General features: G+C 41.5%; 23 protein-coding genes. 12 read left to right on the top strand and 11 right to left on the bottom strand.

The window, feature by feature from the left end:
* Window positions 1-241: 241 nt before the first annotated feature.
* The 5 genes from VL121_RS00175 to VL121_RS00155 form a co-directional block, all read right to left on the bottom strand.
* Window positions 242-1,429: a tyrosine-type recombinase/integrase gene (locus tag VL121_RS00175; protein ID WP_325400953.1), complete on the bottom strand. Its 1,188-nt coding sequence runs from the start codon at window positions 1,427-1,429 to the stop codon at window positions 242-244.
* 204 nt (window positions 1,430-1,633) lie between these two features.
* Window positions 1,634-2,368, bottom strand: a complete 735-nt coding sequence (locus VL121_RS00170; RefSeq protein WP_325400952.1) for a hypothetical protein — start codon at window positions 2,366-2,368, stop codon at window positions 1,634-1,636.
* Window positions 2,369-2,457: 89 nt separating this feature from the next.
* A complete protein-coding gene (locus tag VL121_RS00165; protein ID WP_325400951.1) occupies window positions 2,458-4,239 on the bottom strand; it encodes a HAMP domain-containing sensor histidine kinase in 1,782 nt (593 codons plus the stop codon).
* A gap of 240 nt (window positions 4,240-4,479) precedes the next feature.
* Window positions 4,480-5,985 carry a trypsin-like peptidase domain-containing protein gene (locus VL121_RS00160; protein ID WP_325400950.1) on the bottom strand — a complete coding sequence of 502 codons (1,506 nt, stop codon included), beginning with the start codon at window positions 5,983-5,985 and terminating at the stop codon, window positions 4,480-4,482.
* Window positions 5,986-6,227: 242 nt separating this feature from the next.
* Window positions 6,228-7,238 carry an acyl-CoA reductase gene (locus VL121_RS00155; protein WP_325400949.1) on the bottom strand — a complete coding sequence of 337 codons (1,011 nt, stop codon included), beginning with the start codon at window positions 7,236-7,238 and terminating at the stop codon, window positions 6,228-6,230.
* A 76-nt stretch (window positions 7,239-7,314) separates the two neighbouring features.
* Here VL121_RS00155 and VL121_RS00150 point away from each other — a divergent pair, with 76 nt between their 5' ends.
* The 6 genes from VL121_RS00150 to VL121_RS00125 all read left to right on the top strand — a co-directional run bounded on the left by VL121_RS00150 (window position 7,315) and on the right by VL121_RS00125 (window position 13,111).
* The gene (locus VL121_RS00150; RefSeq protein ID WP_325400948.1) at window positions 7,315-7,662 is read left to right on the top strand and encodes a 4Fe-4S dicluster domain-containing protein; all 348 of its coding nucleotides are present in this window, start codon (window positions 7,315-7,317) and stop codon (window positions 7,660-7,662) included.
* A 145-nt stretch (window positions 7,663-7,807) separates the two neighbouring features.
* Window positions 7,808-8,305, top strand: a complete 498-nt coding sequence (locus VL121_RS00145; RefSeq protein ID WP_325400947.1) for a YybH family protein — start codon at window positions 7,808-7,810, stop codon at window positions 8,303-8,305.
* Between the two features lie 80 nt (window positions 8,306-8,385).
* Entirely contained in the window at window positions 8,386-9,375 is a 990-nt protein-coding gene (locus VL121_RS00140) for a D-alanine--D-alanine ligase (RefSeq protein WP_325400946.1), read from the top strand.
* Between the two features lie 61 nt (window positions 9,376-9,436).
* Window positions 9,437-10,273: a PASTA domain-containing protein gene (locus VL121_RS00135; protein ID WP_325400945.1), complete on the top strand. Its 837-nt coding sequence runs from the start codon at window positions 9,437-9,439 to the stop codon at window positions 10,271-10,273.
* 28 nt (window positions 10,274-10,301) lie between these two features.
* Window positions 10,302-10,610 (top strand): rhodanese-like domain-containing protein, encoded by a 309-nt coding sequence (locus tag VL121_RS00130; RefSeq protein ID WP_325400944.1) that lies wholly within the window; start codon window positions 10,302-10,304, stop codon window positions 10,608-10,610.
* A gap of 476 nt (window positions 10,611-11,086) precedes the next feature.
* Window positions 11,087-13,111: a polysaccharide biosynthesis protein gene (locus tag VL121_RS00125; RefSeq protein WP_325400943.1), complete on the top strand. Its 2,025-nt coding sequence runs from the start codon at window positions 11,087-11,089 to the stop codon at window positions 13,109-13,111.
* A gap of 103 nt (window positions 13,112-13,214) precedes the next feature.
* Here VL121_RS00125 and VL121_RS00120 read toward each other — a convergent pair whose 3' ends face one another.
* Window positions 13,215-13,694: a ferritin family protein gene (locus VL121_RS00120; RefSeq protein ID WP_325400942.1), complete on the bottom strand. Its 480-nt coding sequence runs from the start codon at window positions 13,692-13,694 to the stop codon at window positions 13,215-13,217.
* Window positions 13,695-13,781: 87 nt separating this feature from the next.
* Here VL121_RS00120 and VL121_RS00115 point away from each other — a divergent pair, with 87 nt between their 5' ends.
* Entirely contained in the window at window positions 13,782-15,197 is a 1,416-nt protein-coding gene (locus VL121_RS00115; protein ID WP_325400941.1) for an ATP-binding protein, read from the top strand.
* 167 nt (window positions 15,198-15,364) lie between these two features.
* On the opposite strand, the gene VL121_RS00110 is transcribed toward VL121_RS00115, so the two are convergent.
* The 3 genes from VL121_RS00110 to VL121_RS00100 form a co-directional block, all read right to left on the bottom strand.
* Window positions 15,365-15,556 carry a CsbD family protein gene (locus VL121_RS00110; RefSeq protein WP_325400940.1) on the bottom strand — a complete coding sequence of 64 codons (192 nt, stop codon included), beginning with the start codon at window positions 15,554-15,556 and terminating at the stop codon, window positions 15,365-15,367.
* Window positions 15,557-15,617: 61 nt separating this feature from the next.
* Window positions 15,618-15,770 (bottom strand): lmo0937 family membrane protein, encoded by a 153-nt coding sequence (locus VL121_RS00105; RefSeq protein WP_325400939.1) that lies wholly within the window; start codon window positions 15,768-15,770, stop codon window positions 15,618-15,620.
* Window positions 15,771-15,942: 172 nt separating this feature from the next.
* Complete coding sequence (locus VL121_RS00100; RefSeq protein WP_325400938.1) at window positions 15,943-16,296, bottom strand: response regulator; 354 nt, start codon at window positions 16,294-16,296, stop codon at window positions 15,943-15,945.
* Window positions 16,297-16,810: 514 nt separating this feature from the next.
* On the opposite strand from VL121_RS00100, the gene VL121_RS00095 reads away from it, so the two are divergent.
* Window positions 16,811-18,226 (top strand): sigma-54-dependent transcriptional regulator, encoded by a 1,416-nt coding sequence (locus VL121_RS00095; RefSeq protein ID WP_325400937.1) that lies wholly within the window; start codon window positions 16,811-16,813, stop codon window positions 18,224-18,226.
* Window positions 18,227-18,241: 15 nt separating this feature from the next.
* On the opposite strand, the gene VL121_RS00090 is transcribed toward VL121_RS00095, so the two are convergent.
* Complete coding sequence (locus VL121_RS00090; RefSeq protein ID WP_325400936.1) at window positions 18,242-18,682, bottom strand: type I restriction enzyme HsdR N-terminal domain-containing protein; 441 nt, start codon at window positions 18,680-18,682, stop codon at window positions 18,242-18,244.
* 40 nt (window positions 18,683-18,722) lie between these two features.
* Between VL121_RS00090 and VL121_RS00085 the strand changes: the two genes are divergently transcribed.
* The 3 genes from VL121_RS00085 (at window position 18,723) to queA (ending at window position 22,577) form a co-directional block, all read left to right on the top strand.
* Complete coding sequence (locus tag VL121_RS00085; RefSeq protein ID WP_325400935.1) at window positions 18,723-19,493, top strand: AMP nucleosidase; 771 nt, start codon at window positions 18,723-18,725, stop codon at window positions 19,491-19,493.
* A gap of 7 nt (window positions 19,494-19,500) precedes the next feature.
* Window positions 19,501-21,294, top strand: a complete 1,794-nt coding sequence (locus VL121_RS00080) for an ABC transporter ATP-binding protein (protein ID WP_325400934.1) — start codon at window positions 19,501-19,503, stop codon at window positions 21,292-21,294.
* A gap of 233 nt (window positions 21,295-21,527) precedes the next feature.
* The gene (queA, locus tag VL121_RS00075; RefSeq protein WP_325400933.1) at window positions 21,528-22,577 is read left to right on the top strand and encodes a tRNA preQ1(34) S-adenosylmethionine ribosyltransferase-isomerase QueA; all 1,050 of its coding nucleotides are present in this window, start codon (window positions 21,528-21,530) and stop codon (window positions 22,575-22,577) included.
* Window positions 22,578-22,937: 360 nt separating this feature from the next.
* On the opposite strand, the gene VL121_RS00070 is transcribed toward queA, so the two are convergent.
* Window positions 22,938-23,204: an OmpA family protein gene (locus VL121_RS00070; RefSeq protein WP_325400954.1), complete on the bottom strand. Its 267-nt coding sequence runs from the start codon at window positions 23,202-23,204 to the stop codon at window positions 22,938-22,940.
* 83 nt (window positions 23,205-23,287) lie between these two features.
* On the opposite strand from VL121_RS00070, the gene VL121_RS00065 reads away from it, so the two are divergent.
* On the top strand, window positions 23,288-23,493 hold a 206-nt coding region (locus VL121_RS00065), incomplete at its 3' end, for a NusA N-terminal domain-containing protein (RefSeq protein WP_325400932.1).

Below are 23,493 nucleotides of genomic sequence, written 5' to 3'. Positions count from 1 at the left end.
TCAACAAAACTTAAATTGTAAAAATACTTTCGCGTCGTCGTCTGTGATACTGTCTGCAGTTTTGCTAAGTCTTACCAATTGATGTAATAATCTATCTTACCGTTTTGAATTGAAAGCTGTCTGAAGGCATTATAGGCAACGCGTAAATTTATGCTATAAGACGTTGTCGTCTCAAAAAAAATGTATTGCAAATTAATTGTTTAGCATTATACATGCTGTATTGTTATTAGTACAATCCATTCTACCACTCAACCTCATTTTTTCTCCATAAATCATCAAACGGACTAATAATATTTACCAACTGCTTTTTACTTACATGCAAATACCGTTCAGTAGTCTTTATATTAAAATGACCCAATAAATCTTTAATATACCTGATATCAGTTCCTTTATCTAACAGGTGGGTGGCAAAACTATGCCGCAAACTGTGTATCCCTACCTCCTTTCTTATGCCCGCATTGTGCTTGGCGTTTGAAAATATCTGCTGTACCGTTCGGGTCGGATAAGCCGTTAAGGTTTGTTCCGACTCAAATAGATATACCCTTGGACCGGGTTTATATGTCGTAATATATTGCCTTAAAATATCTAAAAGCAGGGGACTTAAATTTACATACCGGTCTTTTTTTCCCTTTGCATGCCGCACTAAAATTTGCATTCGCCCGCTGTCAATATCCGAAATTTTAAGGTTCACTATTTCGCTTACCCTTAACCCCGAACTGTATGCCGTAAACAGCATGGCCTTGTGCTTTTTGTTAGATAAGGCATTAAACAATCTGGTTAATTCCGTTTCATTCAATAACCTGGGAAGTAATAATGGCTTCTTTGGCCGCGGTATCTCCCAAAAAAATTTATCTTTACTTAATACCTGTTCAAAATAGAATTTTAAAGCGTTTAGCCGGCTATGCGCCGTATTTTCACTAATGCCCTGCTTTTCCATAGCAAACACCATATATCTTTTCAGGTCATCAGGCGTTAATTCACCAACAGGCTTGTCTTTCAGCAATTGCAATAGCTGCACAAATTCATTACGATACGTACGAATGGTGGATGCACTGTAAGCCTTCAGCTTTAAATGTTGCACAAACTTATCTAATGCTCCCAGGTTCTCTTCACTCAGCCTCCCTATCGCCGCATTGGGCGGGGCGCTGCTAACAGCTAACACTACTTCCGCCGGCCGGGGTTCCTTCTTTCTTTCCTCCAGGTATTCCCGTATAGCACTCGTATCTATGGTGGCCCTGCCGTTTACAGCTTGCTGAAATGCTTTATAGTCTGCCTCCTGCAAAGGAATATACCAGCATTTATGGGTTTTGCTCCATACAGCGCAGGGCAATGCCTTTAAAATTGTATTAAGCGTATTGTGAAATGCAAAATGCAGGGCTATGCATGCTTTGCCGCGATGCGTGAGTGGTGTTAGCCTGATGTTTTCCATAACCTGCCGTTAATGCATACGCCTCCTCAGTCCCAGGGCGGGGTGAGAGAAGGTTGAACACTTATCCCAACAAGTTATAAATTAACCCGCATTCCTTCAAATTATTGTACAAAAAATATTTTGTTCCCGGCCATAGTGCGGCTAACCTGGCTTATCTTGCGTTGCACACTTCAGGGTCCGGCTCGCTGCACAGCAAACTGCCATTCATTTCATCATCATCCAGGGTTTACTCGTCAGGATAAGGCTGACATAGAACTGCGAAACCCTGTCTTTCGGCGCGTTACGCAGTGATTGGTTTTCCTTGCTTCGCCATGCTTTTTTCTGAAAGCTTCCTGTATAGCCGGCCTGCAGGCCTATGGAGCTGGATGGATATTTGGGTGAGGTAAAAGATACGCCCGCCCCCGCACGGTACACCCAGAAATGATTATTAAATTTTACCGGATTAATGCTGTTTTGAACAGCAGGCGATAACAAAACATCATCAAAATTTACCCCCGAAATATCTTTGTGAAAAATAGCCTGGTATGCCTGAAATCCAATACCCGCCAGAGGGTACAAGGTTATCTTTTCATTTTTCAATACATCATAGCCGGCGTTCGCGTTAAAGCCAATATAGCGTATGGTGCTGCTTTTTTCATTCCTGTGGCCGCTCATACTGCTGCCTAATGTAATACCCATGTCCGAAATCAGCCGGTCCTTTTCTTTCATCCAGCCTAGCCCAAGTGTAGCCGCGTAATCTTTTAAATTTTCATATTGGGGTGAATTTGCCACACGGGCATTCAATCCCTTAAACTGCTGGAAACTGCCGCCAAGACTACGGGTAAACGAAGGAAGGTAGCGCGCCATTTTTTCCTTGCTGTAACTATGATGATCATTTTCACGCTGCGCAACAGATGGCAGGGCTATAGCCAGAAAAAAAGAGAAGATAATAAGTTTCATAAAAATTATTTTAATGTATCAGTTACAAACCTGGTGCCTGAAATAAAAAATAAGCGCCGGAACCTTACAGGAGTTCATATATGCCCTGTTTATTTAGTAACCGGAACGGTTATTTCAACAACCGTACCGTTGCCTTTAACCGATGTAATTTTCAGTGTGCCTCCAATCATCATCGCTCTTTCATTCATCCCCAGCAAACCAAGCGTTTTCCTTTTTTCAGAAGTCCTGGCGTTAAACCCCTTGCCGTTATCCTTTATAATAAGAGACAGATGATCATTAATGATATTGAAGCTAACTGTTACATGCGTGGCATTGGCATGACGGGCTATATTAGTCAGCGATTCCTGGTAAATACGAAATAATCCTGTTTTCACCAGCGCTGAAGCCTGCACACCGGTAGCGGCGTTTGTAAAGGTAACAGGAATATGGTATCGTTTTGTAAACTCCCCGCAATACCACTCCAGGGCGGCAACTAACCCCAGGTCTTCTAACGGTCCCAGGCGCAATTCAGACGACAGCCTTCGCACAAACTGTATCGCCTCGCCCGCCGCGTTTTCTAAGGAATGAATTTTTTCTGCTATGCCCGCGTCTTCATAACCAGCTAACTTTCTTTTTAGAAGATATACGTCCATTTTAAAACCCGTTAGCAACTGACCCAGTTCGTCATGCATTTCCCGTGCAATATGCAACCGCTCTTCTTCGCGGATATTTTCCATGTGCGCCGAAAAATTACGTAACTGTTCATTCATCTGTTTTGCCTCAATAATTTGTTGTTCCATCACATATTGCGCGGCTTTCAGCTTAATAGACATTACATTAAATGAACGTTCTAATTTACCCACTTCATCATCGCCGCGAACCACTACATTCGATATGTAATTACCATCGGCAATAGCTTCGGCGGCAGCAGTTAGGGTATTAAGCGGCCGGGTAAGGTGGCGGCTCATCAGCCATGCCGCAGCAATACCACCCCCAATAAGGATGAGTCCGGCAATAATAAGCCAGTTAAAAAATTGCTTTGAAGATTGCGAAAAAGCCTGGTGCGGAAATTCCAGTACAGCCACCCAGGGCGTACCCCGTATATATTGCGCCGCACTAATAAATTTGCTGTTATCGTTTTGTGTATACTCAAAGGTTTTTCCTTTGCTGAACTGGCTTACCGGAAGTTGGTAGGGTACCGGGTGTACCAGGTCGGTCCACAGGCTTCCGTCTCTATTGCCTATATAAAGTGCCGCACCTCTGCCGGCAAGTTTTGAGAACTGCTCTATTAATTTAGAAGTAATCTTCACGAGGCGATACCGCGTAATATATCCAATCACCTTTTTATTATCTGTAATAGGAATGATAACGGAATAATAAATAGAATCATTGATCTGGTAAATATTACCCGTTCTGCTTTCGGATTTGTTTAAAGAAGTGTCTGCTAACAGGGTTAAGTTACCAGGTCTGTAGCCCGGACCCTTTCCGGCCGACAGCAAAATGTGAAAGCTGCTGTCACGCAGTTCAGCATAAACCGATGTGCCATCACTCCCTATGTACTCTAACAGCGTCAGTATGGCGTTCTTTGAACCTGCTGTGCCATTCTGTAAATACTGCTGCACTGTTTTCTCGGGGAGGGCTTCCTTTGTATCCCTGATGATTTCTTTCAGCGATTCTTCTATCATAGTGCTGGCCTGTGAAGCGAGGCTGATGAGCCGTATTTTACCCGCTTTCATTTCAAGGTTTCTAAAGCTTATATAGGAAATGAGGCTGAAGATGGCTATCACGCTGCATAATAAAAGGCAGATCAATAAAGGGATACGCTGCCGCAGAGATAATTGCTGTAAAAAATAGCTTCTTTTTCTGCTGTTCAGCAAATCTGGTTTCTTCATTGTTCAAAGGATAGGTACGAAAGTATATTTTTTTTCTGAGCTTTCGTTTGGCTGTGGAGCTGTATTATAGTAACAACTCTTTCGCGTAATGGGTTACACTTAGGGTACGCGGGTTGCACCATGAAGCAGTATACCAAAACCGCCATATTGAACCGGGGAGATGATGGGTATGGCACAACAAAAAACTGTCCCGGAAATACTATTCCGGGACAGTTTGGCTGGTACGCCTATACTTATATATTATTGAGGTTCTTTACCAATATTATAGGTATACAATCCTTCAAAACCGGGATAGAAACCGTCAAGTTTTATATTATCTCCTGCTTTCTGAACGGCATCCGACAATTCGTCAATGGTAGCTACAGGCTTATCATTTACCCGCAAAATAATAAAGCCGTCACGCATTCTTGTTTGCGCGTCTATTAAACCGCCCGGGTTTATCTTCTTTACTACCACGCCACCGGTTTGTCCGTATTCAGTAGCTTTTTTCTTATCCAGGGTTGCAAAATCAACTCCAAAATCGTCCAATACCGAAGTTCTTACAATGTCGTAAGTGCCGGTTTTGTTTTTCAGGGTAAGTGTAGCGGTAGATTCCTTTCCGCCCCTTAAATAGGTAATGGAAACTTTGTCACCGGGTTTCAGCCTTGCAATTTTTTCTACCATATCATTTCCCGATGTTATGGGAACTCCGTTAAGCTTACTGATATAGTCGCCCGGTTTAATTCCGGCTGCCGCTGCAGCTCCGTCTTTAGCGGCATCTCTTACGTATACGCCTTGTCCTGATTTATAGCCTACCTTTTCTTTTTCGGAATCAGGCGCTTCATCCGGCAAATAGCTTATTCCCAAATAAGCCCGCTGCACAGTACCGAACTGAATAAGGTCGTTTACTATTTTCTTAACAATATTAACGGGTATGGCATAAGAGTAGCCGGCGTAAGAACCGGTAGGAGAGGCGATAGCCGAATTAATGCCCACCAGTTCGCCATTGGTATTAACCAGCGCACCACCACTGTTTCCCTGGTTAACGGCAGCATCTGTTTGTAAAAAAGATTCTATAGGCGTTTGACTCCGGCGGGCGTTTAAACCCAGGGTTCTTCCTTTAGCGCTTATGATACCTGCCGTTACGGTAGTTTCCAGGTTCAGCGGATAACCAATAGCCAGTACCCATTGTCCTATCTGAACATTATCCGAATTACCGTATAACAAAAAAGGCAGGTTCTTCGCGTCAATCTTTAACACCGCAAGGTCACTGCTTGCGTCAGCGCCTATTACTTTTGCCGTATAACTGGTTTTATTGTTCAGCCCTACTTTAATTTCACTGGCACCGTCAATTACGTGGTTGTTGGTAATAATGTAGCCGTCCTGGCTTACAATAACGCCCGATCCGGAAGCCCGCTGCGGAATGCTGCGCATATTAGGACCGTTACCAAAAAAATCGTCAAAAAAGTCATCAGGCACAAGCCCGCGGAAAGGGTTACTTTTACGTGGCAGGTTGTTGCTGGCTTCTGCTTTTCCAATTACCGTGGTAATATGCACTACTGCGGGTACCGCAATTTTGGAAGGTTGCTCAAAGTCTACAGGCCCCGGTATATTATTACCATTGAATAAGCCGGCATAGTTAGCGGGTATTTTTACACCATCCTGGATAGCCACCGGCTTTGGAACAAAACTGTTGTAAGCATACATTACCCCTATAGCGGTAGCTGCGCTTATTAACACGGTAAATACAATTTGTTTAAGTTTCATCTGTATTTGAATTTTATGCGTGATTAATTCCCAAAATACGCTTTCTCTTATCCATCAAATGCTGTGCCTTTAGCAATACAAAATAAATAAACTACCGGTAAATGACAATTCGTCGCGGCAGGCTTAACAAATGGTTAGACAATATTTCGTATTTCAAAGAATGAAAGTGAAATTACGAAGGAATACGTAATAAAAATGTTAAGGAATGTTAGACGTTTGCAAAAGCAATATAGATCGCTTTATCAATATTTCCCGGTAAGCTGTTTTAAAAACAGCATGGTATCAATACCGTCTGCATAATCGCTTAAGCCGGGGTATTGCGCTGTGCCAAAAGGTATTTTTCCCGATCCGGCAATACATTGAATTTCTTCGGGATTCAGGCCTTTGTATATATCTTCAGGGTTGGTGTAAAATTCATAGTGCAACTGGCTTATCGGTGAAAAAACAGACGCATTTTCAGATAAGATGACAGATCCGTTAGTCATATAAAATTGCTGATTCATTATTTGTACTGTCAGGTTAAAATCATAATTATGTTTGTATTTATGATTTTCGATCAGCCTGTCATACTTATTAAATGCCGCTAAAAGCGGTAAAAAATCATAGCCGGCCGGAACAAATATTTTAGTAACGTTTCTGCATCCTAAACCAAAATACAGGTAAACATCGTCTGCCAGCTTTTCAAGGTCATTTTTATGCTCATCACCTTTCAGTATGGCTACAGCGGTGCGGTTTTTCCTGATGATATGCGGATATTTCCTGAAATAATATTCAAAATACCTGGCGGTATTATTGGATCCGGTAGCTATATAAGCATCACATCCCTTAAGCATATCCGCGAAAATAATATAGTCGGCTATATGGGCATTCCAGGAGATCATCTTTTCAGCCATGTGTTTTAAAAGCACATTGTCTTTAGCCGATAGCTTAATGGTTTGTTTATGCCCCCATATAAAACAGCATAAAAAATCATGAAAGCCTGCCAGGGGAATATTACCGGCCATTGTAATGCCTATATTGGCAGGATGGGGAGTTTGCTCAGGAATGTTATATGCGGCAATCCATGTGTTCAGCGCTAATGGTTCAAGAAACCCGGTAGCAATGTTTTGAACAGCGTTGTTAACAAATTCCGGAATAAACCAGGGATTGTTTTCAGCCGCCCGCGCTTTGGTATGCAGCCAGGAAAAATCTTCGCTGATGATGTATTTTTGAAGAAGCTGGAGTATATTAATTCGTTGTTGTAAATTCAACATGGATATTCAGTTCAGTGTGATTATCTTTGATGTGCAAATCTATTGCTAAAAATTATCCGAAAAATTGTAAATTAGTATGGCGATTAAAATAACAGACGAATGTATTAATTGCGGAGCCTGTGAACCGGAATGTCCGAACAATGCCATTTATGAAGGCGGGGTAGAGTGGGCAATTGCTGATGGCACTACGGTAAAGGGAGCCTTTACGTTAATGGACGGCAGCATTATGGATGTGGATCAGCGTAATCCCCCGGTAAGTGTAGATGTTTATTATATTGTGCCGGATAAATGCACCGAATGCCAGGGATTTCACGAAGAACCCCAATGCGCTTCGGTATGCCCGGTTGATTGCTGCGTACCCGATGAAATGTACCAGGAAACTATAGAGGAATTGCTGGCGAAGAAAGACAAGCTGCATTTGTAACCCTTTTACCGGCACTTGCAGCACATTACGGGCTATTTATATGCTTAATGAATGATGCACGCATCATAATACAGGCGGGTGATATTTCCCGTTTCAGGGTGAAGACATGAAAAATGATCCTTCACCCTTTTTTTAATAGCATGCTATGAAAAAAGCGCTGTTTTTTTTTGTGATTGTATTTTTTTTCATGATGAGTATTTCCTGCAATCTTCATTTCCGGGAAAATACAGAGCGGATGAATGCATTAAATGAAATGCAGCAAACCGATGCCGACTTCTCTAACCGCTCAAAAGAAGTGGGAATAAAGAAAGCCACATTGGAATACATGGAAGCAGATGGTATATTGTTAAAACCCAGCCGCATGCCGGTAACAGGAGCGGATGCTGTAGAATTAATAACTTCCTTGAATGATTCTTCGGTTATACTTACCTGGCAGTCCCTGGGTGCCGATATGTCGGCCGCTGCAGATATGGGTTATACCTATGGCGTTTACAGCCTAACCGCAGGAAGTTCAACGCGCCGGGGTACTTATGTTACCATCTGGAAGAAACAGGCAAACGGCAAATGGAAATTTGTATTAGATTCCGGTAATGAAGGAACAGGGGAGGAAATGAAGGATGATTTGCAGATACAGGGAAATTAAGCGATTAGGAAATTTAGCTTTTCAATTATCATAATTGATATCAAAAATCGTTTTCTTTGCATGCAAACTGGCTATAATACATGAAACCCAATATTGCTTTTGTTACCGGCGGTTATTCAGGCGAATCGGTTATCTCCTATAAAAGCGCAATAACTATTGAGCATCATATTGATAAGGATAAATACAATGTGTATACCATAGATATTACTCCCACCGGCTGGTTTTACAGGGTAGGTAATAATAGCATACCGGTAGATAAAAATGACTTTTCCGTAAATAACAACGGAACAGTTACAAAATTCGATGCTGTTTTAATTGGTATACATGGTACGCCGGGAGAAGATGGAAAGCTGCAGGGATATTTTGATTTGCTGAACCTGCCCTATACCTCCTGCGATGCCGCTACTTCGGCGCTTACTTTTAATAAAAGATATACTGTGGCCGTAGCCGCTTTTGCCGGTATTAAGGTAGCGCAGTCGGTACATCTTTTCAAAAACAATGCTTTATTGCCGGAAGCTATATTGAAACAATTAAAATTGCCTGTATTTGTAAAGCCTAATAACGGTGGCTCCAGTATTGGCATGAGCAAGGTGCATATGGCGGAGGAACTGCCGGCGGCCTTAGAAAAAGCGTTTAAAGAAGATGACCAGGTATTGGTAGAAGAATTCATTAAAGGAAGAGAGTTTACAATAGGTGTATTTAAAACCAGGGGAGAGATCATTACGCTGCCTATTACAGAAGTGATCAGCAAGAAAGATTTTTTTGATTATGAAGCGAAATATACCGCAGGTATGGCAACAGAAATTACGCCTGCTGAGGTTGCGGAAACAGTTGCGGAAAAAATAAGGCAAAATGCCAGGAAGGTATACGGGTTATTCAATTGCCGGGGTATTGTAAGGATGGATTTTATTTATAACGGGGAAGATGAATTTCCGTATTTACTTGAAATTAATACGGTTCCCGGCCAAAGCGAAGCCAGTATAGTTCCGCAACAGGTAAAGGCGTTTAACTGGACCCTGAAAGCATTCTATTCGGCATTAATTGATGAAGCTTTGCTGGCCGGAAAATAAAGGATGGTATTCATATCATACCGGAACAAAGGATTCCAATTTTAAGATTTTATCGGAAAATATGTTTAAAATAATAACTCAACGCCCGTTTTGGGCCAATATACTGGCTGCCGTAGTAATTCTTTTTCTGCTTATTTTTCTGTTCTTTCAGTTGCTGCAATACTTTACCCATCATGGCACTTATCTTAAAGTTCCGGATGTAGGCAATAAAAATATTAAAGAAGCTACCGCTTTATTGAATAAGCAGGGGTTTGACGTATGGGTGCAGGATTCTGTTTATTATGACACACTTGCGCCGCTTGCCGTAGTAAAACAGTTTCCCGAACCGGATGCTTCTGTAAAAGTAAACCGGATCGTGTATTTAACGGTAAACCGGGCGGTACCCCCGGTAATAGAAATGCCCAACCTGGTAGGAATGAGCTTTAGAAATGCGGAGCTTGAATTAAAAGCAAGAGGCTTGAAATTAGGAGATACATCGTATAAGCCGGATATAGCAAAAAACGCGGTTCTGGAGCAATCGGTAAATAATAAAACAATAAAACCGGGTATCAAAATCACAATGGGATCTACGGTAGCATTAGTTCTGGGAGCAGGCATTGGCAGTGCTGAAATGCCGGTGCCCGACCTTTTTGGAATGAATTATGATGAAGCCGTCACTTTATTAGAAGCAAACGGAATTATACCCGGAAGCGTTATACCGGATGGATCAATACAGGACACCGGCTCTTCTTTCGTATTCAGACAGCAGCCTGAACGTTATAATGAAAATGGCAGCCTGAACCAGATACGCCGGGGACAAATGATAGATATTTGGATATCGGCGAACAAGCCGGTTAAAAAAATTGACAGCACTAAGGTAGTTACACCCAACCCGGGGGCAGCTTTAAACGAATATTAATTTACGCTTAACTTAACAATGGGAGGAAATGCAAGTAATAACTGCGGAACAATTAAAAGCAAAAATAGATGCGGGTGAGGAGCTTCACTTAATAGATGTTCGGGAACCTCAGGAAAACGCGGAATTCAATATTGGCGGTATACTTTTGCCTGTTGGGCATATCCGGAATATGGACATTGACGCAATTGAGGCGCTGAAAGAAAAAGAAGTAATATGCTATTGCCGGAGCGGTAACCGGAGCGGGCAGGCCTGCCTGATTTTGGATTCACTGGGTTTCACAAATACCTGGAACCTTGCGGGAGGTATGCTGGACTGGCAAAAAAAGTATAAAAATTAATTTTTTATACATAACCGGGAGGTAACAATAGCGCAGTATCCCTGATATTACACCTGTAACGCATATTAACTTAATTGACAGGGCAATATCGTATAATAAAATAAAGTATTTATTTTGTCATTATAGTTAATGGTTTGTATTATCTTATTGAAATAAACACCTTTAATTGTATAATTGATTAAAGATAAAAAGGGTAGAAAGTTAGCGTATGTTCGTTTTTTTTTGCATCTTTGCAACGAATCGTTTCCTTTTACGCTCTACTAGCAAACAACCCCCAATTTCCTATTCTCGGAAAATTTGTTCTGAGTTAGATGAAATCAATTTTCCAGTATCATTAATGTTTTACCAAAAACCATTTACCTGTTATACCATTTCAGGTGAGTTAATTTCGTTTGTTCACAAATCCTTAATTCCAGTATTGTATTCAAAAACCTGGTAATTATTTTGTTATCCGAAGTCTAATACTGTACTGAAGTATGAAAATTTTTTACGACAAGCCTTTCGCTGTTCCACGTTGGATCATTTTAATGGCCGATACAGCGATTGTAACTGCATCTTTTGCACTCTCTTATTTTATTTTAAAACAGTTCCGTTTTCCCGTTTTAGTTCGCGGTCATTTTTTTATACACGCGGGGCTGTTCAGCTTATTATCTCTTGCTGTATTTTACTTTATGCGAATTTATACGGGACTTATCCGCTATTCCAATACAAAGGATATGTTCAGGATATTTTCCGCTATCCTGGTCGTTAGCCTGCTTTATCCCTTTATTTCAGAAGGAATTGCCGGAAGATTATATCATATTCCTTCCCTGGATATGCCCACCTTGCTGGTACTCAACTTCTTCATTAGCTCGTCCTTGCTGATCCTGTTCCGCACATCTATAAAAGAAGTGTACATCCTGGCAAAAGGTTACGCAATGAGTGGTGTGAAAAAGGTTTTAATCTATGGGTCAGATAATCATGCCATCCTTATTAAACAGGCAATTGAAGCGGCAGGTAATCATAAATTTGTGGTAAGTGGCTTTATCCAGTCCGGCGGTAAAAAAATAAACAGTACCATAGAGCAAAAAAGAGTATACCACACGCGGGAGTTACCGGAGCTGCATAAAAAACTTACGATAGACAAACTCATTCTTCCCAATGCGCAATCGGGTAACCCGGAATTCAGGGCCATTATAGACTGTTGCCTGAATTTAGGCATCAAAGTTCAAACGGTACCTCCATCCGAGCAATGGGTAAGCGGTAAGCTTAGCCTTGGTCAAATGCAGGATCTTAAAATTGAGGATTTGCTTCCGCGTAAACCCATTCAAATTAATAACCAGTTGGTATCTGAAGAAATATTTGGTAAAAGAGTGCTGATTACGGGTGCAGCCGGATCTATTGGATCTGAAATTGTAAGGCAGGTTATGTCTTACCATCCCGAAATGGTTATATTATGCGACCAGGCAGAATCTCCGCTTCATGAAATCCAGTTGGAATTAGAAGAAAAGTACCCTTCCGCCAAAATAAAAACTTTTATTGCCAGTATAAGGAATTTGAGAAGGATGCTGCTTCCTTTTAAAGAATATCGCCCTCATATTGTGTTTCACGCGGCGGCATATAAGCACGTTCCCATGATGGAAAAGCATCCGGAAGAAGCCATTCTTACCAATGTAATGGGTACAAGAAACATGGCTGATTTGTCTGTTTGTTTTGGTGTAGAAAAATTTGTAATGATTTCTACAGATAAAGCGGTTAATCCAACAAACATTATGGGCGCATCCAAGCGGATTGCCGAAACATATGTGCAATCGCTTAATCACGCTTCTAATAATCCGCCTGCCGCAGAATTCCTTTCCCGGCTTATCCAGGATGATGACGATGATTCGATAACGGTTGCTGCTAATGTTAAAACCAAGTTTATTACTACCCGGTTTGGGAATGTATTAGGCTCTAACGGTTCTGTTATTCCCCGGTTTCGGGCTCAAATACAGCATGGCGGTCCCATAACGGTTACGCATCCGGATATAACCCGCTACTTTATGACCATTCCGGAAGCAGTACAACTGGTTCTGGAGGCGGCTACCATGGGGCATGGAGGAGAAATATTTATTTTTGACATGGGTGAGCCTGTTAAAATTTCGGATCTGGCGGTAAATATGATCAAACTGTCGGGGCTGGTTCCGGATAAGGATATTAATATTGTTTATACAGGCTTGCGGCCGGGAGAGAAATTATATGAAGAGTTGTTAAATGAAAAGGAAAAAACCCTGCCTACCCATCATGAAAAAATAAAAATTGCCAAAGTGGTGTCCAGGTCGTATAAAGAAGTGCTTAATGATATTGAGAGCTTAACCGATTTATGCAAGCAGGGCGATCATTTCAAACTGGTAGGGAAAATGAAACTGATCGTTCCCGAGTTTATTAGCAATAATTCCGAGTTTTCAAAACTGGATGATGTTAAACCTAAAAAGAAAGTTTTGTTTATCCCGGCATTCACCGAATCTGTAAAAATGTCATAGCGTAAAGATAGTGAGATGTTAAAAGGGATGAAGCTTTATTGTTTCATCCCTTTTCTTTTTTATATGTATATGGTTAATAATACTATCCTTTTCCGGCGCCAGGTTAAAAAGCGGTAATACTAAGGAGTTTTAACTGCAGAAACGCGTACATAATACCATTAAGTTGCGTTCGCATAAGCTTTCTTACCCCATCCATTAAATAGGGTTCATTCAATATTTTCCTGTAGGCATTTATGACCTGCTTTTCATTTTCCCTGCAGTACTGTAATAGCTGGACAGGTAAAGCAACCTTTGACCCGGTAAGCTGATCAGTTGTTACATCCGTTTTTCTGATGCTTTGAGTTGGTTCTGTATCCACATTTACGCCAAGTATGCTTAATTGCGAGGCAAGTTCGCATTCGTATTGATTGTTCTCCTGCGCTAAAACACTTATGGCATAACGGAACTGAGGGTCTGCCACAGAAAACGCGGCACGTTCATATTGCTCCCTGCCTGTTTTTAATACATCCAGTAATTGACATATACCTTCTATGATGGATGGCGGAGTTTTATATGTGCTGGCTTTTATCACACTTTTTATCACACAATTGTTATACCGTTTTTCATTTGAGTAAACTTCTTTTCTTCTCTTTACCTTTACTGAACCCCAAGCTTTTTATTTTAATTATACATGAAACGGATTATAAAAAAATTCAGGATCGATAAACGGATCAGGGCAGGCTATGGTTCCGCTTTCCTGATCTTACTCATTTCGTATCTTATTACCCTGTATGTCAACAGGCAGGTGCTGGAGCAGTCTAAACTTATTGAGCATACAAATAAGGTTATTCATAACCTGGAAGATTTTCTTTCCCTTATGAAAGATGCGGAATTGGGCTTCAGGGGATTTGTAATCAATAAAGATAAAAGCTTTTTAACTCCATATTATCAGAGTAGGGTAAAGGCGGGGCCTTTGTTTTATGATTTGCTTACCCAAATCATTAACAGCAAAACGCAGCGGGATATGATGCAGCAGGCTAAGAAGCTGATGGACAGGAAATACGATTTTCTCAATAGCGCTATTGTTCAGTTTACCGAAAATGATTACCGCCTCACCGATAGCATACTGCAGTATGAAAAGGAAGGGAAAGCGAATATGGACAGCCTTGGAATCATTATTAAAATGATGCAGGACTCTGAACGGGATATCCTGGATAAGAGGAGTTACGATCTTCAATCCCGCCATCATTTACTGAATACTGTTGTTATTGTTTCGCTTATAGTGGCTTTGTTGTTATTTGTTTTTGGCTTTGTTACTTATGTAACCGAAAACCGGGCGAGGCGTCTTGCCGACAGAAGAGCTGAAACATATCGCCAGGAGCTGGAAGAGAGAGTTAAACAACTGGACAAAGCAAATAAAGAACTGCTTGAAATGCGCAGGATGGAGAAGTTTGCCGCAACAGGCCGTATAGCGCGAACAATAGCGCATGAAGTACGAAACCCCCTCACTAATATTAACCTGTCGGTAGATCAGCTTAGAACAGAAACAGACCCCGATGAAGAAAACAGGAATATTTTTTATGACATGATTACCAGGAACAGCCACCGGATTAATGTGCTAATTACTGAATTGCTCGATTCTACTAAATTTATAGAACTTACAGCGGAAGCGGTTTCTGTGAATGATTTATTAGATGAAGCCTTACAACTGGCGAAAGACAGGGTGACGCTGAATAATATTAAGGTTATTAAAAACTACGACAGGGATATTTGTAATATTTCTGTTGACAAAGAGAAAATTAAAATCGCTTTTTTAAATGTTATAGTCAACGCCATTGAGGCTATGGAAACCGGTAAAGGGATATTAACGATATTAACTTATGGCGAGAACCATAAATGTATGATTGAAATTGAAGATAACGGAAGTGGAATGGATAGTGAAACGCTGAATAAATTATTTGAGCCGTATTACAGCAAAAAAGCAAAAGGAACAGGGTTGGGGCTAACCAATACCGAGAATATTATATTAAGTCATAAAGGCAATATCAGTGTAGAAAGCGAGCCTGGAAAAGGTACGCGTTTTATTATCTCATTTAACTTCGCTTAATCGCGGCAAAAGTGGAAGGGTAACTGGGTGGGTGTATTCCGGCATTTTGCCGGTGCCAGCCCGGTTAATCGGAATGCAGCCCTTGAGCCCTGTTTCCCCTTTTGCAATGCGGTAAATTCAAACCAGGATCAGTGGTCCGAATTTACCGCGGCAGGGTTTACCCTGAACTATAAACTTTCTATCCACTTTTTTAGATCCTCTTTTGTTTGTCCTATTTTTTGCTGCATCTTCCCTAACCATTCATCATCTTTTCCTTCTTCATACAGAAGGTCGTCATCCGTAATGTTACTGTATTTTTGTTTGATCTTTCCCTTTACTTCATTCCAGTTGCCTTTTAATTTTAATTTCCAGCTTTCCATAATAATTAATTTTTTTGGTAGAAATAATAAATTCGTCTTCTCATGGGGTGGTTTAACCGGATTAATTGGCCGCCCCTCTTATTACCTTTAACAGCACTACTATAACAGCAATTACCAGCAGAATGTGTATTAACCCCGAGGCATGATAACCTAAAAAGCCAATGGCCCAGGCAATAACTAAAATTACCGCTACCAAATACAATAGATTTCCCATATTGAATAGTTTAAATGAATTGAGTTACCTCTTCTTATTAAAAAAGTTTGCCAAAATCTGCGATGTCCCCGAATGTTGGTGCAATAAGGATTTGAATAACACAGGCGCAATAGGGCTGATCTTTCTTTGCCTGGAAACGTGCATTAAATTCTACAGTCTGAGTAAATAAATGCTATGCTGTTACCTGGTTAATTGCGGAGTGAATCCTTTCCTTTGTAAATGGCTTAGGAATAAAAAGATCTACACCTTCCGCGCAGGCTCTTCTGTGTTCGGCCGGACTATCGTGAGCGGTGATCATTATGATTTTGCTTACAGGATACCTGGATTTGATAAATTGAATGAAATCAATTCCTAATCCATCAGGCAGGTGGTTGTCGAGAAAGATAATTGAAGGCGGATCATTTTTTAAAGCGGCCTCCGCATCAGACAGGGATGTTACGTATCGGGTATTGAAATGCTGCTGTTTTAATATCCCGCTTAGCAAATAGCATATATCCAGTTCGTCATCTATAATCAAAGCTTTCATACAAAGGCGCAAACATGTTTTCAAAAGTACAAAAATTCTTTCCGGGCTTTTATTACAAGTTACCTGCCATAGTATGACCGCTGTAATTTTTAAAATAGAGTACCCTATTTGTAGCATTTATGCATACTGCTATTTGTTAATATAAAGTAAAAATCAATAAACATTCTTTCTTTGGGTAGTAATTTCCCCAATATGCCGATTTAACTCAACAGCTTTATCCTGGTAGCTAATATTACTATTGAATGCTATAGCAATATTTAACCATTGGCAGGGTTTTTAAGTTCATATCTGAAAAATAGTAAAATGAAAGGGGTAGCTCTTACGAGGTAATCTGCCATTTGCTCATTGCATTTTGAACAGGGAGAAATGGAGAAACCAAGGCTGAGCCACTGTTACGGGCAGTGGCTTTTATATTCAGGAGATGAGAGCGGTAGCAGGGAACAGGCAGTTTAAAAGCCCGCATGGGATTTTAAATGTTTTCAACTAACTTAGATATACTTTAAATGAATCTGGTATGAGTAGAATATTAGTAATAGATGACGATATGGACATGTGCGTGTTGCTGAGCAAATTTTTACAACGTAAAGGCTTTGAAACGGAAACTGCGTATACGGGAAATTCAGGATTATCTAAATTTAAAGAAAGTCATTTCGACATTGTGCTGTGTGATTTCAGACTGGGCGATAAAGAAGGACATGAAGTACTAAGAGAAATAAAGACCTTTAAACCTGCTACAACTGTTATTATTATCACCGGCTATTCCGATATTAAAACCGCGGTTGATATTATTAAGCAGGGCGCATTTGATTATATAGCCAAGCCACTTATCCCCGATGAAGTATTAAATGTTATAAAAAAATCGCAGGAGTATATTTCCGGCAGCGGGAGGCCCGCATCTTCTTCCGATGCAGGCAGCGTTAAGCATAAGGGAAAGCCGGCACCGGCAAATGACGAATACCTGATAGGAAAGGATCCCGCTACCAAAGAATTGTATAAGCAGATTAAGCTTGTAGCGCCCACCCCTTACAGTGTTATACTATATGGAGAAAGCGGAACCGGGAAGGAAGTAATAGGGAAAACAATTCATCAGTACAGCAACAGGGCCGGCAAACCTTTCATTGCATTAGACTGTGGTACTTTATCAAAAGAGTTGGCCGGAAGTGAGTTGTTCGGGCATGTGAAAGGATCTTTTACCGGCGCTATAACCGACAAGGAAGGACATTTTGAAATGGCAAATGGCGGCACTATCTTTTTAGATGAAGTAGCCAATCTTCCTATTGATGTGCAGGCTGCCCTGTTGCGGGTAATACAGGAGCGCAAATTTAAAAGGGTAGGAGGTACCAAAGAAATGAACCTGGATATCAGGATCATTGTAGCATCTAATGAAGACCTGCAGGATGGATACAGGAAAGGGAAGTTCCGGGAAGATCTTTTTCATCGCTTTAATGAATTTTCTATTTATATACCCGCGCTCAGGGACCGGAAAGAAGATATCCTGTTATTTGCAGATTTCTTTCTGCAAAAAGCCTGCTATGAACTGGATAAGAACATTGAAGGGTTTGACGATGAGGTTTTACAATTGTTTATACAATACGCATGGCCGGGTAACCTGCGCGAGTTTAGAAACGTGATCCGCCGTGCAGCACTGTTAACCAGCACCCCTTTTATCAACCTTTCTGTATTGCCCAATGAAATGACGCAACCGGTATCTTTTGGCGAAGCTTCAAAAGAGCCTCATTTTCATACGCTGTCAACAAAAAAACCCGATCTGAAAGGAGCTGCATCGCAGGCTGAATATGAAACCATTTTAAACGTATTAAAACAGGTGAACTATAATAAAACAAAAGCCGCAGAAATACTTAAAATAGATCGTAAAACCTTATATAATAAGATAAGGGATTATGAAAGCCTAAAAATTGCGGAAGAATAGTCTGTGTTTTACGCCCTATTCTTTCCATTCCGGTATTTCCATCAGCGGGTGGAAATCTTTTCCGGTTCTTTCAAATGCGAAACAATAAGCACCGTTGGTAATAACCAGGTACCTTACCGGTAAAGAAACGTTATACCGTACAATCTGTTCTGCCGCGGTAACGGTAATATCTACTTCCATTGCCTTGCATTCTGTCATCAATAATGGGCGGGCAGTTTTATCGTAAATTACAATATCGCAACGCTTAACGAGTTCACCCAGCCGGATTTCCTTTTCTACAGCTATTAAGCCACCCGGGTATTTTTTTACCTGTAATAAATATTGCAGGAAATTTTGCCTTACCCACTCTTCCGGCGTAAGTGCTACCCATTGTTTGCGGATCATATCAAAGATGAATTCCTTACCGTTTTCGGTTTTAATCTTATACGGATGTTCAGGGTAGGCTATTTTAATCATACTTAAGAATGAATTTGCTAATTTAGCCAATTAAAGAGGTATGCAGACAAAAGAGAATATTGTTGAAAACTGGCTGCCCCGCTATACCGGTGAAAAGCTTGAAAACTTTGGGAAATATATATTATTAACCAACTTTAGCGGCTATGTGCGTTATTTTGCTGAGCAGAACGATGTTGAAATAATTGGTAAAGACCGCCCAATGCCCTGCGCTACGGCGGATGGTATTACGATTATAAATTTTGGGATGGGAAGTCCCGGCGCGGCAACCATTATGGATTTGCTTACAGCCATTGCACCCGCGGCTGTGTTGTTTTTAGGTAAATGTGGAGGATTAAAAAAAAGAAATAAACTGGGCGACCTGATTCTTCCTATAGCTGCTATACGCGGTGAAGGTACATCCAACGACTACTTTCCCGCAGAGGTTCCGGCCTTACCCGCTTTCGCGCTTCAAAAAGCCATTTCAACAACCATCAGGGATTATGGCGTTGACTATTGGACGGGTACTGTGTATACTACCAACCGGAGGGTATGGGAGCATGATGAAGAATTTAAAGCCTATTTGCAGCGCGTACGGGCATATGCAATTGATATGGAAACGGCTACCATTTTTTCGGTTGGATTTTACAACAAAATTCCTACGGGAGCGCTTTTACTGGTAAGTGATCAGCCTATGATACCGGAAGGCGTTAAAACGGAAGAGCGTGACAAAATAGTAACGGAAGCATTTGTTGCAACCCATATTAAGATCGGCATTGATTCTTTAAAGCAACTGATCAACGATGGTTTAACCGTAAGGCATTTGAGATTTTAATCATCGTATGCTTCCGCTATTATCCATACAAAATCTGGGCATTGGCTTCCGGCAGGAGGCAAAACTAACGCCGGCCCTGCACAATGTATCGTTTGCGGTACACCGGGGCGAAACCGTTGCCATAGTAGGAGAGTCGGGTTCCGGGAAATCGGTTACCGCGCTTGCCATACTTCAATTATTGCCGGCGCCGCCTGCATTATATACCGGTGGCAGTATCCTGTTTTCGGCACAGGGCGAAACAGGAACTGATCTTTTACGGCTGTCTGAAAGAGAAATGCAGACGGTAAGAGGTAATGAAATCGCGATGATCTTCCAGGAGCCAATGACCTCGCTCAACCCTTTATATACCTGTGGTAACCAGGTAATGGAAGCCATCATGCAGCACCAGGCTGTTAGCGCTGCCAGCGCTAAACAAAAAACGGTGAAGTTGTTTGAAAAAGTTCAGTTACCCGACCCTTACGCCATGTTCAGCCGTTTCCCGCATGAAATAAGCGGCGGTCAAAAGCAAAGGGTTATGATTGCTATGGCTATGAGTTGTGAACCATCGCTGCTCATTGCCGATGAACCCACTACCGCTTTAGACGTAACCGTTCAGCAGAATATTCTTCAGCTCATAAAAGCATTGCAGACCGAAAAGAATATGGGCGTTATTTTCATTAGCCATGACCTTGGTTTGGTTGCCGAAATTGCAGATCATATTATCGTAATGTTCAGGGGCGAAATGGTTGAGCAAAACACAACGCGTGCACTATTTACGCATCCCCGTCATCCTTATACCCGCGCTTTGCTGGCTTGCCGCCCTGCACTTCATGCCAAAGGAGAAAGGCTGCCTGTGGTAAGTGATTTTATGGAAATAAATGAGGATGGCAGCAAAGTGAGCAAAGAAAAACAACCCGGCATTATAAAACGAGCGGCAGGTAATGCGTTGTATAAAGCGGAAAGGGGCAATACGGAAATTAAAGACGGCTCCGGTGAAACAGCGCTGCAAGCCGGGGCAACCGCTCCTCCATTGATGAAAGTTGAAAACCTGAAAGTATGGTTCCCTTCGGAAAGAAAAAAACGGGGGAAAGACCAGCGTTATATAAAGGCTGTGGATGACGTAAGTTTTGATATATACAAAGGCGAAACGGTAGGGCTGGTGGGGGAGTCAGGATGTGGCAAAACAACATTGGGAAGAAGCCTGCTCCGTTTAATTAATCCTGCTTCAGGAAACGTTTATTTTAAGGAACAAAATATACTGCATTTATCTCCTGCACAATTGCGGCATATGCGCAAAGATTTCCAGATCATTTTCCAGGATCCTTATTCTGCGCTTAACCCGCGCCTTTCGGTAGGAAGCGCCATACAGGAAGGCATGTACATACACGGAATAGGAGATAATGCTAAAAACAGGCGGGATTTAATAGTTCATATACTGGAAAAAGTAAACCTGAACGCCGGTCACTATAACCGCTACCCGCATGAGTTCAGTGGCGGGCAACGGCAACGTATAGGTATTGCGCGGGCTTTGGCTTTGCATCCTTCGTTTATTATTTGCGATGAATCTGTTTCGGCGCTTGATGTAAGCATACAGGCCCAGGTGCTTAATTTGCTTAATGACTTAAAGGAAGAATTCGGGTTTACCGCGCTCTTTATTTCTCACGACCTTTCGGTAGTTCGTTATATCAGCGATCGTATACTGGTAATGTATAAGGGAAAGATTGAGGAAGCGGGTAACGCGGAAGAAGTATATAATGCCCCCCAAAGTGCGTATACAAAAAAATTAATAGCGGCTATTCCCTGTGGTATACTACCGCCCTGACCGGTACCCTGTTAAAAGTGTTGTATACAGGTTATGATTCCTCTGCGGTTATATTTTTACCATTTTTGAGGATTTTGTATTCAAGTTATTATTTCCTTACCTTTGCCCGCTGTTAAATACAGCTATTTACATGAAACCTGGTACCGTAAGATCAGGTTCAGGACAAACAAAGATACCTCGCCGCGTTGATAAGGGTAAGTTTCATGTGACTGCAAAAAATAATAAACACTCAGATGAAACTATCACAATTCCGTTTTGACCTCCCGCTTAATCTTATCGCACAACATCCCGCCAAAAAAAGAGAAGACGCCCGTTTAATGGTCATACACCGTGCTACGGGTGAAATTGAAAACAAGCATTTTCGCGATGTACTTGATTATTTTGATGATAAAGATGTGTTTGTAGTAAATAATACCAAAGTATTTCCCGCAAGAATGTATGGACGTAAGGAAAAAACAGGTGCAAAAATTGAAGTATTCCTGCTCCGCGAACTGAACCATCAGAATAAATTATGGGATGTTATTGTTGACCCTGCCCGTAAAATAAGAGTTGGAAATAAGCTCTATTTTGGTGAAGCGGAAGAATTGGTTGCTGAAGTAATAGATAATACCACTTCACGCGGACGTACCATCCGGTTTCTTTTTGACGGCAGCAATGAGGAGTTCAAACAAGTGCTCAATACACTGGGTGAAACGCCTTTGCCCAAATATATCAAACGTAAGCCCGATGAGGAAGACAGGGAACGGTATCAAACAGTATATGCCAAACATGAAGGCGCCGTTGCCGCACCAACCGCAGGGTTACATTTTAGCATTGAGCTGATTAAACGACTCGAAATTAAAGGCATTCGCTTTGCTGAAATAACGCTGCATACGGGATTGGGTACTTTCCGTCCTATTGAAGTAGAAGATCTTAGTAAACATAAAATGGATGCGGAGTATTACAGAATTGAGGAAAAGGCCTGCGGTATTGTAAATAAGGCGAGGCTGGATGGAAAAAGAATTTGCTCTGTTGGAACTACTACTATGCGGGCGTTGGAGTCTTCTTTTACCTCCGATAAATTATTGAAGCCTTCTGAAGGATGGACGAATACCTTTATTCATCCCCCGTATAATTTCTCTATAGCCGATTCGCTGATTACCAACTTCCATCTTCCCAAAACAAGCCTTTTAATTATGGCATGTGCTTTTGCAGGCTATGATCTTGCTATGGAAGCATATAAAAAAGCTATAAAAGATAAATATCGTTTTTTCAGTTATGGCGATGCCATGCTGATTATTTAATTAACTATACTGTTTTTCCTTACTGTATCCGGCTCCTGTAAATATATGTTGATGCGTACTTTGTTTACAGGAGCATTTTATTTATTGCCGGTGCAACTTTTCAATGATATCTTCTCGTCTGTTTGGATATAAATCCCGTTTTTAGAATTCATGCTATCCGTCCGGTAATTCCTTATTATTTCACCTGTCCGTTTACGCCCTGCCCTGCATTGCTTTTATGCAACCCAAGAATCTGTACCCTGTTGCATGCAAGCCGGCCATATTACATGGTTTGGTTTTGCCCTTTGATCCCCTGTCGCTAAACTGCAATGGCTGGTTTTGCATGCAATATAAAAGCGCATAAACGGAATGGATACCTGCTTATAATTGTATCAGCAACATCTCCACTCTCCGGTTTGCCGATCTTCCTTTGGCTGTATTATTATTTGCCACAGGATCAGATACGCCATTTGCCGAAACTATAATCTGCGTTTCATTTACGCCCAGCTCAAGCATATATTGTTTTACATTTTGGGCACGCAACAACGAAAGCTGTTTATTATACGCCGCATTGCCTGTATTATCTGTAAAACCGGCAATGCTAACTTTTAATGAGTCATTAAAAATGAGCTGATCGGCAAAATGCAGGATATTATTAAATTCTTTGGTTACCCACTCTCTACTGAGGGCGCGGACGATATCGTCACCCAGGAACAGGAAGACTAAACCTCATGGCCAACGCCATTTCCGCCAATAAGGCTGAGCTGATCGCCATTGCCAATTCGGTGGCGACCGAGAAGATGATCGACAAGGCGATTGTCATCGAGGCCATGGAAGATGCGATCCAGCGTTCCGCTCGTGCCCGATACGGCGCCGAGAATGACATTCGTGCCAAGCTGGACCCGGAGACGGGCGACCTGCGCTTGTGGCGCGTTGT

The sequence above is a fragment of the Agriterribacter sp. genome (genome assembly GCF_035497235.1).
Classification (GTDB): domain Bacteria; phylum Bacteroidota; class Bacteroidia; order Chitinophagales; family Chitinophagaceae; genus Agriterribacter.
Note: the sequence above shows the minus strand (reverse complement) of the source record. Positions and strands in the feature narration are given on the sequence as shown.

Coding starts and splice junctions, on each gene's coding strand:
- VL121_RS00175 (WP_325400953.1), bottom strand. CDS start 1,429: ATGGAAAACATCAGGCTAACACCACTCACGCATCGCGGCAAAGCATGC.
- VL121_RS00170 (WP_325400952.1), bottom strand. CDS start 2,368: ATGAAACTTATTATCTTCTCTTTTTTTCTGGCTATAGCCCTGCCATCT.
- VL121_RS00165 (WP_325400951.1), bottom strand. CDS start 4,239: ATGAAGAAACCAGATTTGCTGAACAGCAGAAAAAGAAGCTATTTTTTA.
- VL121_RS00160 (WP_325400950.1), bottom strand. CDS start 5,985: ATGAAACTTAAACAAATTGTATTTACCGTGTTAATAAGCGCAGCTACC.
- VL121_RS00155 (WP_325400949.1), bottom strand. CDS start 7,238: ATGTTGAATTTACAACAACGAATTAATATACTCCAGCTTCTTCAAAAA.
- VL121_RS00150 (WP_325400948.1), top strand. CDS start 7,315: ATGGCGATTAAAATAACAGACGAATGTATTAATTGCGGAGCCTGTGAA.
- VL121_RS00145 (WP_325400947.1), top strand. CDS start 7,808: ATGAAAAAAGCGCTGTTTTTTTTTGTGATTGTATTTTTTTTCATGATG.
- VL121_RS00140 (WP_325400946.1), top strand. CDS start 8,386: ATGAAACCCAATATTGCTTTTGTTACCGGCGGTTATTCAGGCGAATCG.
- VL121_RS00135 (WP_325400945.1), top strand. CDS start 9,437: ATGTTTAAAATAATAACTCAACGCCCGTTTTGGGCCAATATACTGGCT.
- VL121_RS00130 (WP_325400944.1), top strand. CDS start 10,302: ATGCAAGTAATAACTGCGGAACAATTAAAAGCAAAAATAGATGCGGGT.
- VL121_RS00125 (WP_325400943.1), top strand. CDS start 11,087: ATGAAAATTTTTTACGACAAGCCTTTCGCTGTTCCACGTTGGATCATT.
- VL121_RS00115 (WP_325400941.1), top strand. CDS start 13,782: ATGAAACGGATTATAAAAAAATTCAGGATCGATAAACGGATCAGGGCA.
- VL121_RS00110 (WP_325400940.1), bottom strand. CDS start 15,556: ATGGAAAGCTGGAAATTAAAATTAAAAGGCAACTGGAATGAAGTAAAG.
- VL121_RS00105 (WP_325400939.1), bottom strand. CDS start 15,770: ATGGGAAATCTATTGTATTTGGTAGCGGTAATTTTAGTTATTGCCTGG.
- VL121_RS00100 (WP_325400938.1), bottom strand. CDS start 16,296: ATGAAAGCTTTGATTATAGATGACGAACTGGATATATGCTATTTGCTA.
- VL121_RS00095 (WP_325400937.1), top strand. CDS start 16,811: ATGAGTAGAATATTAGTAATAGATGACGATATGGACATGTGCGTGTTG.
- VL121_RS00090 (WP_325400936.1), bottom strand. CDS start 18,682: ATGATTAAAATAGCCTACCCTGAACATCCGTATAAGATTAAAACCGAA.
- VL121_RS00085 (WP_325400935.1), top strand. CDS start 18,723: ATGCAGACAAAAGAGAATATTGTTGAAAACTGGCTGCCCCGCTATACC.
- VL121_RS00080 (WP_325400934.1), top strand. CDS start 19,501: ATGCTTCCGCTATTATCCATACAAAATCTGGGCATTGGCTTCCGGCAG.
- queA (WP_325400933.1), top strand. CDS start 21,528: ATGAAACTATCACAATTCCGTTTTGACCTCCCGCTTAATCTTATCGCA.